Origin of the sequence: uncultured Amnibacterium sp., assembly GCF_964244015.1 — a bacterium.
Lineage (GTDB): Bacteria > Actinomycetota > Actinomycetes > Actinomycetales > Microbacteriaceae > Amnibacterium.
Genome location: NZ_CAXTHO010000146.1, coordinates 1 through 6,718, shown reverse-complemented (window position 1 = coordinate 6,718; position 6,718 = coordinate 1). Strand labels below are relative to the sequence as shown.

At 72.3% G+C, this 6,718-nt stretch carries 8 protein-coding genes; 5 read left to right on the top strand and 3 right to left on the bottom strand.

Going from position 1 to position 6,718, the window contains the following annotated elements; all coding sequences use genetic code 11:
• Positions 1 to 573, bottom strand: a 573-nt coding sequence (locus ACFE67_RS13400) for a LuxR C-terminal-related transcriptional regulator (protein WP_375407374.1), incomplete at its 3' end; no start/stop codon positions are given.
• 120 nt (positions 574 to 693) lie between these two features.
• Between ACFE67_RS13400 and ACFE67_RS13395 the strand changes: the two genes are divergently transcribed.
• The 5 genes from ACFE67_RS13395 (at position 694) to ACFE67_RS13375 (ending at position 4,868) form a co-directional block, all read left to right on the top strand.
• Positions 694 to 972: a GlsB/YeaQ/YmgE family stress response membrane protein gene (locus ACFE67_RS13395; protein ID WP_375407373.1), complete on the top strand. Its 279-nt coding sequence runs from the start codon at positions 694 to 696 to the stop codon at positions 970 to 972.
• Between the two features lie 61 nt (positions 973 to 1,033).
• Entirely contained in the window at positions 1,034 to 1,615 is a 582-nt protein-coding gene (locus tag ACFE67_RS13390) for a GNAT family N-acetyltransferase (RefSeq protein ID WP_375407375.1), read from the top strand.
• A 51-nt stretch (positions 1,616 to 1,666) separates the two neighbouring features.
• On the top strand, positions 1,667 to 2,791 hold the full coding sequence (galT, locus tag ACFE67_RS13385) for a galactose-1-phosphate uridylyltransferase (protein WP_375407372.1): 1,125 nt from the start codon (positions 1,667 to 1,669) through the stop codon (positions 2,789 to 2,791).
• Positions 2,788 to 3,942, top strand: a complete 1,155-nt coding sequence (gene galK, locus ACFE67_RS13380; RefSeq protein WP_375407371.1) for a galactokinase — start codon at positions 2,788 to 2,790, stop codon at positions 3,940 to 3,942. The genes galT and galK overlap by 4 nt, the downstream gene beginning before the upstream one ends.
• A gap of 104 nt (positions 3,943 to 4,046) precedes the next feature.
• Positions 4,047 to 4,868 carry a PhzF family phenazine biosynthesis protein gene (locus ACFE67_RS13375; protein ID WP_375407370.1) on the top strand — a complete coding sequence of 274 codons (822 nt, stop codon included), beginning with the start codon at positions 4,047 to 4,049 and terminating at the stop codon, positions 4,866 to 4,868.
• Positions 4,869 to 4,875: 7 nt separating this feature from the next.
• Here the strand turns inward: ACFE67_RS13375 and ACFE67_RS13370 are convergent, their stop codons facing one another.
• Entirely contained in the window at positions 4,876 to 6,117 is a 1,242-nt protein-coding gene (locus ACFE67_RS13370; protein WP_375407369.1) for an MFS transporter, read from the bottom strand.
• A 20-nt stretch (positions 6,118 to 6,137) separates the two neighbouring features.
• A partial coding sequence (locus tag ACFE67_RS13365) for a molybdopterin cofactor-binding domain-containing protein (protein ID WP_375407368.1) occupies positions 6,138 to 6,718 on the bottom strand: 581 nt, incomplete at its 5' end.

Genomic DNA, 6,718 nt, shown 5'->3' with positions numbered 1-6,718 from the left:
GATCTTGCGGTAGATCGAGCGGATGTACGACTTCACCGTGTTCGGGCTCAGGTAGGTCAGCGTCGCGACGTCGGCGTTGCTCCTGCCCTGCGTGATCAGCGCGAGGATCTCGGACTCGCGATCGGTGAGGCCGTGCTCGCGACCCGGCCAGTCGAGCCCCTGGGCGCTGACGACCCGGCCGGTCACCTCCGTGACCACCACCTCGCCGTCGCGGATCCGCTCCAGCGCCGACACCAGCTCGCCCGCGGACATCGCCTTCGACAGGTAGCCCCTCGCGCCCAGCCGCAGCGCGGCGTCGATCAGCTCCGGCCGGAAGTTCCAGGTGTAGATCGCGACGCAGCCGGCCTTCTCGCTGCGCAGGAGAGCCGCCACCTCGTCGTGATCCGACTCCGGCTGCGCGAACGAGTCGTACAGCACCACGTCGATCCGATCGTGGAGCGCGGCGTTCGCATCGATCTCCGCGACGACGACGCGGTCGCGGTGGTCGTCGAACAGGTGCGCGAGCCCGATGAGCACGACGTCGTAGTCGTCGACGAGCGCCACCGTGATCGGTTCCGCCAGCACGGTGCTCATCCCCAGGAAAGTACACCCCTAGGGGTGTGCCATCGCCCTTCCGTGACTGGTCGACTGTTGTCAGCCCGGGAAGCGGGCGTCGATCGTGCGCCGGACCGGCGCGCAGCACAGGAGGCAGCAATGGGCGCTCTCGGCACCCTCATCACCGTCATCGTCGTCGGCCTGATCGCCGGCTTCATCGCCCGCGCGGTCGTTCCCGGCCGCCAGAGCATGGGGATCGTCGCGACGATCCTGCTCGGCATCGTCGGCTCGTTCGTCGGAGGCTTCCTCGGCTTCCTGATCTTCCACTCCGACGCGCAGGACGGCTTGCTGCAGCCCTCCGGCATCATCGGCTCCATCATCGGAGCGATCATCGCGCTGCTGATCTACGGCGCGGTCACGGGGCGTCGACGCGCCTGACCGCCGCAGGTGCTGCACGCCGGTCGCCGCGATGCGGTTCGATGGCGCGGTGACCGGCGCGATGCTCGACCCCGCCCTGCTCGTGGGCGACCACGTCCGCCTCGAGCCGCTCGGACCGCAGCATGCGGCCGGGCTGGCGCGCGCAGCGGCGGACGGCGAGGTCTGGCGGACGTGGACGACATGGATCCCCGCACCCGACGACCTCCCGGCCGAGATCGAGCGCCGCCTCGCCGCCCACGCGGCCGGTCGCGTCGTGCCGTGGGCCACCTGCCTGCCCGACGGCACCCCGGTCGGCATGACGACGTATTGGAGCGTCGACCCGGAGAACCGGCGCGTCGAGATCGGCGCGACGTGGCTCGCCGCCTCCGCGCAGCGCACGAAGGTGAATCCGGAGGCGAAGCTGCTGCAGCTCACCAGGGCGTTCGACGAGCTGGACTGCATCGCCGTCGAGTTCCGCACGCACTGGCACAATCGGCGGTCCCGTCGCGCGATCGCGGCCCTCGGTGCGAAGCAGGACGGCGTGCTGCGCAACCACCAGGTGATGCGGGACGGCTCGCTGCGCGACACGGTCGTGTTCTCGATCGTCCGCGACGAGTGGCCGGCGGTCCGGTCGGGGCTGCGCGCCCGCCTCGCTGCGGCCTGACGCGCCTCGATAGGCTCTCGGAGGCCTCTGCGCCGAGGCCGGGGAGGCAGCATGTCCGACATCGTGGTTCGGCCGACGCGAATGGCCGACGGCCGGGAGCTGATCTACTTCGACGACGCGGGGTCGGCGCTGCCCGCCGAGCGCCGCGCGGACCCGCGGCACCTCGACCCGAGGCCGCCGACGGCGACGATGCGGCTCGATCTGCTGACGGGGGACTGGGTCTCGATCGCTGCGGCGCGGCAGAACCGTGCCTTTCTGCCGCCTGCGGAGTTCGATCCGCTCGCGCCGCAGTCGGAGGCGAACCCGTCCGAGGTGCCGTCGCTGTACGACGTCGCCGTCTTCGAGAACCGGTCGCCGTCCTTCGGCCCGGCGCTCGGCGACGCCGAGAACGCGCCCGAGGGACTCGACGACCTGACGGCGCTCGCGGTCGGCCGCACCCGGACCTCCGTCGGCCGCACCGAGGTGGTCTGCTTCGATCCGGGCACGTACGGGTCGTTCGCGGACCTGACGCCGAACCGGGCGAGGACCGTGGTGGAGGCGTGGGCGCAGCGCACCGGCGCGCTCTCGGCGCTGCGCGGGGTCGAGCAGGTGTTCCCGTTCGAGAACCGGGGCGAGGCGATCGGGGTCACCCTCCATCACCCGCACGGGCAGATCTATGCGTACCCGTATGTGACTCCGAGGACGCAGTCCCTGCTGCGCCAGATCGACGCCTACGACGGCGACCTGTTCGCCGATCTGCTGGCGTTCGAGCAGGGTTCCGAGCGCGTCGTTCTGCAGAGCGAAACGTTCACAGTGTTCGTGCCGTTCGCGGCGCGGTGGCCCGTGGAGCTGCACCTGCTCCCGAACCACCACGTCGCGGACTTCACCGAGCTGACCGAGGCGGAGAAGGACGAGCTCGCGACCGTCTACCTCCGGCTGCTCCGGGCGCTCGATGCGCTCTACGACACCCCCACCCCCTACATCGCGGCGTGGCACCAGGCGCCCGTCTCGACGGACCGCGACCGGGTGCGGCTGAACCTGCAGATCACCTCGCCGCGCCGCGGACCCGACCGGCTGAAGTTCCTGGCCGGCAGCGAGGCGGCCATGGGGGCCTGGATCGGCGACCTCGTACCCGAGCAGACCGCCGGGCACCTCCGCACCGCGCTCGCGAAGGCGGATGCGGAGCGTCCGCTGTGACCGCCGGCACCGAGACCGTCGCCGGGCTGTTCCAGGCCGCGTACGACGCCGACCCGGGAGGCTTCTGGCGCGCACCCGGGCGGGTGAACCTGATCGGCGAGCACACCGACTACAACGACGGGTTCGTGCTGCCGTTCGCGATCGACCGCGCGACGACAGTCGCGCTCAGCCCGCGGGACGACGACCGGATCCGGCTGATCTCGACCTTCGACGACCGCGTCGTCGAGTCCGACCTCACCGCGGTGGACCGGCGCCAGTTCTCCGGCTGGTCGGCCTACCCGCTCGGGGTCGCGTGGGCGATCGGCGAGCGCCACCCCGACGCGCGGCGCCGCGGGTTCGACCTCGCCGTCGACTCCGACGTCCCCGTCGGGGCCGGGCTGTCGTCGTCCGCGGCGATCGAGATGGCGGTCGCGGTCGCGGTGAACGACGTGTGGGGCCTCGGGCTCGACCGGGCGGAGCTCGCCAGGATCGGCCAGCGGGCCGAGAACATCGCCGTCGGAGCGCCGACCGGGATCATGGATCAGTCCGCGAGCGTGTTCGGCGAGCGCGACGCGGCGGTGTTCCTCGACTGCCGCAGCCTCGCGGTCGAGCAGGTGCCGCTCGGTTTCGACGCCGCGGGCCTGGTGCTGCTCGTGATCGACACGAAGGTCGAGCACCAGCACGCGACCGGCGGGTACCGCGACCGCCGCGAAGCCTGCGAGCGCGGCGCCGCGGCGCTCGGCGTCGGGGCCCTGCGGGACCTGACGGTCGACGACCTCCCGCGCGCCGAGCAGCTGCTCGACGACGTGACGTATCGACGGGTGAAGCACGTCGTGACGGAGGACGCCCGGGTGCTGCAGAGCGTCGCCGCGCTGAAGGCGGGCGACCTGAACCGGTTCGGACGGCTGATGGACGCGAGCCACGTCTCGATGCGCGACGATTTCGAGATCTCCGTACCGCAGCTCGACGTCGTCGTGGAGACCGCGCAGGCGGCCGGCGCGATCGGCGCGCGCATGACCGGCGGCGGCTTCGGCGGTTGCGCCATCGCCCTCCTGCCCGCCGGTGAGGCGGAGGCGCTCGCCGCCCGGGTCCTCCGCGTGTTCGCCGACCGCGGCTGGCACGAACCGGTGCCCTTCACGGTCAGCCCCTCGGACGGCGCCCGCGCCCTCTGAGTCCCGTTCGCGGATCCGGAGGAATTCGACGACACCCCGTCTCCGAGCGCTCAGCGGTATGGGCACGATCTCCTGATCCGCGGACGAGCCGGGAGACTGAGGCCGTGCGCGCGTTCAGGCAGGTCGACGTCTTCCCCGGATCGGCGCTCGGAGGGAACCCCGTCGCCGTCGTCCTCGATGCCGAGGGCCTCGACGACGATGCGATGGGCGCCTTCGCGCGATGGACGAACCTCTCCGAGACGACGTTCGTGCTGCCGCCGGAGGACCCGGCCGCCGACTACCGCCTCCGGATCTTCACGCCGGCGTCGGAGCTGCCCTTCGCCGGGCACCCGACCCTCGGGTCCGCGCACGCGTGGGCCGAGCACACCGGATCGTCCGCCGATCGGCTGGTGCAGGAGTGCGGCGTGGGGCTGATCGAGCTGCAGCGGGCGGGTGACGGCTGGTCGTTCGCAGCACCCCCGCTCCTCCGGTCCGGGCCGGCGATGGACGACGAGGTGGCGCAGATCGCAGCCGGGCTCGGGATCGGTGCGGGGGAGGTCCTCGCTGCGGAGTGGGTCGACAACGGGCCGGGCTGGGTCGTCGCGGTGCTGCGGGACGCGGAGGCGGTGCTCGCCGTCGATCCGGATCTGGCTGCGATGCGGTTCCCGACGGGCGTCGTCGGCCCGCATCCGGCCGGTGGCCCGGCCGACTTCGAGGTCCGCGCCTTCGTCCCCGATCTGGGCGTCGACGAGGACCCGGTGACGGGCAGCCTGAACGCCGGGATCGCGACCTGGTTCCTCGGCAGCGGGCGCGCCGCGGGCGGCTACACCGTGCGGCAGGGCGTCCGGGTCGGCGCGAACGGCTTCGTCCGCGTCAGCGGGCGGCCCGACGGCATCTGGATCGCGGGCGCCACGACGACGGTGATCGCCGGAACCGTCACCCTCTGACTCCCGCTCAGCGCGTGAGGCGTCGGCGGCCGCGCTCGGCGATGCCGCCGGCCACGAGCGTGCCGGCGATCAGGACGCCCGAGCTCCAGGCGAGCGCCGGCGCGACGCCGACCAGCTGCCCGAACAGCCCGACGGTGACGCCGCTGCCCATGCGCAGCCCGTTGGCCGAGATGCCGTAGAGGCCGACGACGCGACCCCGCTCGGCGGGCGGCGCGAGCAGCTGCACGACGGTCTGCGAGATCGACATCGACGCCAGGTTGGCCATCCCGGCGACGAACAGCAGGATCAGCGCCAGCCAGTACCAGCCGGTGAGCGCGAAGACCAGGATCGAGCCGCCGTAGGCGAGCGTGCTGGCGACGGCCGAGCCGACGGTGGTCGGGATGCGGTTCGTCGCCTCCAGCAGCACGCCGCCGACCACCCCTCCCGCACCGGTCGCGAATAGCAGTGCGCCGTAGGCGAGGCCGCTCGCGTCGCTGGCGCCGAGGCGGTCGGCGAACGCCGGCATGGTGGTCTGCAGCGAGGCGCCGATGAAGAACGAGCCGAGACCGGCGAGCACGAGCATCGACAGCAGCGTGCGGTCGGTCCGCACGAGCCGGAAGGTGCGGAGGGTCTCCCGCAGCCCGGGCGGCGCCCGCCGCACGCCCACATCCCGGGAGTGGCCGGTGAACGGGGTGATGAACAGGAACACGACGATCGGCGCGTAGAAGAGCGCGTTGACCAGGATGCCGAGCTCGGCGCCGAGCCCGAACAGCAGCAGCGCGCCGACGACCGGCCCGAACAGGATGCCGAGGCTGCGGAACGTCGCATTCAGCCGCACCGCGCTCGGCAGCTCGGCGGGCTCGACGAAGTCGTGCAGCATCAGCTGCTCCGCCGGGCCCCACAGGGCGCCGGCCGTGCCGTGCAGGACCAGCAGCACGCAGGCCGCACCGATCGTCACGGAGTCGGTGGCGAACAGCACGCCCCATGCGATCGAGACGAGGGCGAACAGCACCGCGCCGACCTGGATGATGCGCCGGCAGTCGTACCGGTCGGCGAGCTGCCCGAACGGCACGGACAGCAGCAGGAAGGGCAGCCAGTGGCTGATCACCTCGAAGCCGGCGAGGGCGGGGGAGTGGAACTTCTGCCACAGCACCCAGTAGGTGATGACGTGCTCGACGTTGTCGGCCATCATCATCAGCGCCGCACCGGTCAGGTAGGTCGCGCAGCTGCGGTTGCGCAGCGCTGCGAAGCGTCGGGGAGCGGAACTCATCCCCTCCATTCTCGGGCCACTCACTGCAGGAGGCGCCAGATGCGGTCACGGGACATCGGCAGCTCGTACGGGCGGACCCCGATCGCGTCGCGGATCGCGTTCGCGAGCGCCGGTGCGACCGGGTTGTACGGCGCCTCGCTCATGGACTTCGCGCCGAACGGCCCGAGGTCGTCGTAGGTCGCGGCGAAGCGGACCTCCGTCGGCGGCACGTCGGCCATCTGCGGGATGTGGTAGTTCCGGAACGTCCGGTTCAGCACCTGCCCCTCGACGACCTTCACCTCCTCGTACAGCGCCGACCCGATCGCCTGCGCGGTGCCGCCCTCCACCTGCCCGCGCAGCTGCTCGGGGTTCAGCACGGTGCCGGCGTCGACGCCCTGCACCGACTTCAGGATCCGGACCTCCCCGGTGCCGCTGTGCACCGCGACGCGGAACGCGTGCACATTGAACGCGAGCCCGCGGGGGGTCCCGTCCGCCGAGCCGGTGGTCGCCAGGGGCGCGTATGCCCCGAGCGGCATGAACCCGTGCGCCGTGCGCACACCGCCGTCCTGCAGCACCGCCCCCGGACCGGCGGCCGCGAGCACGAGGTCCCGCAGCGCCACCG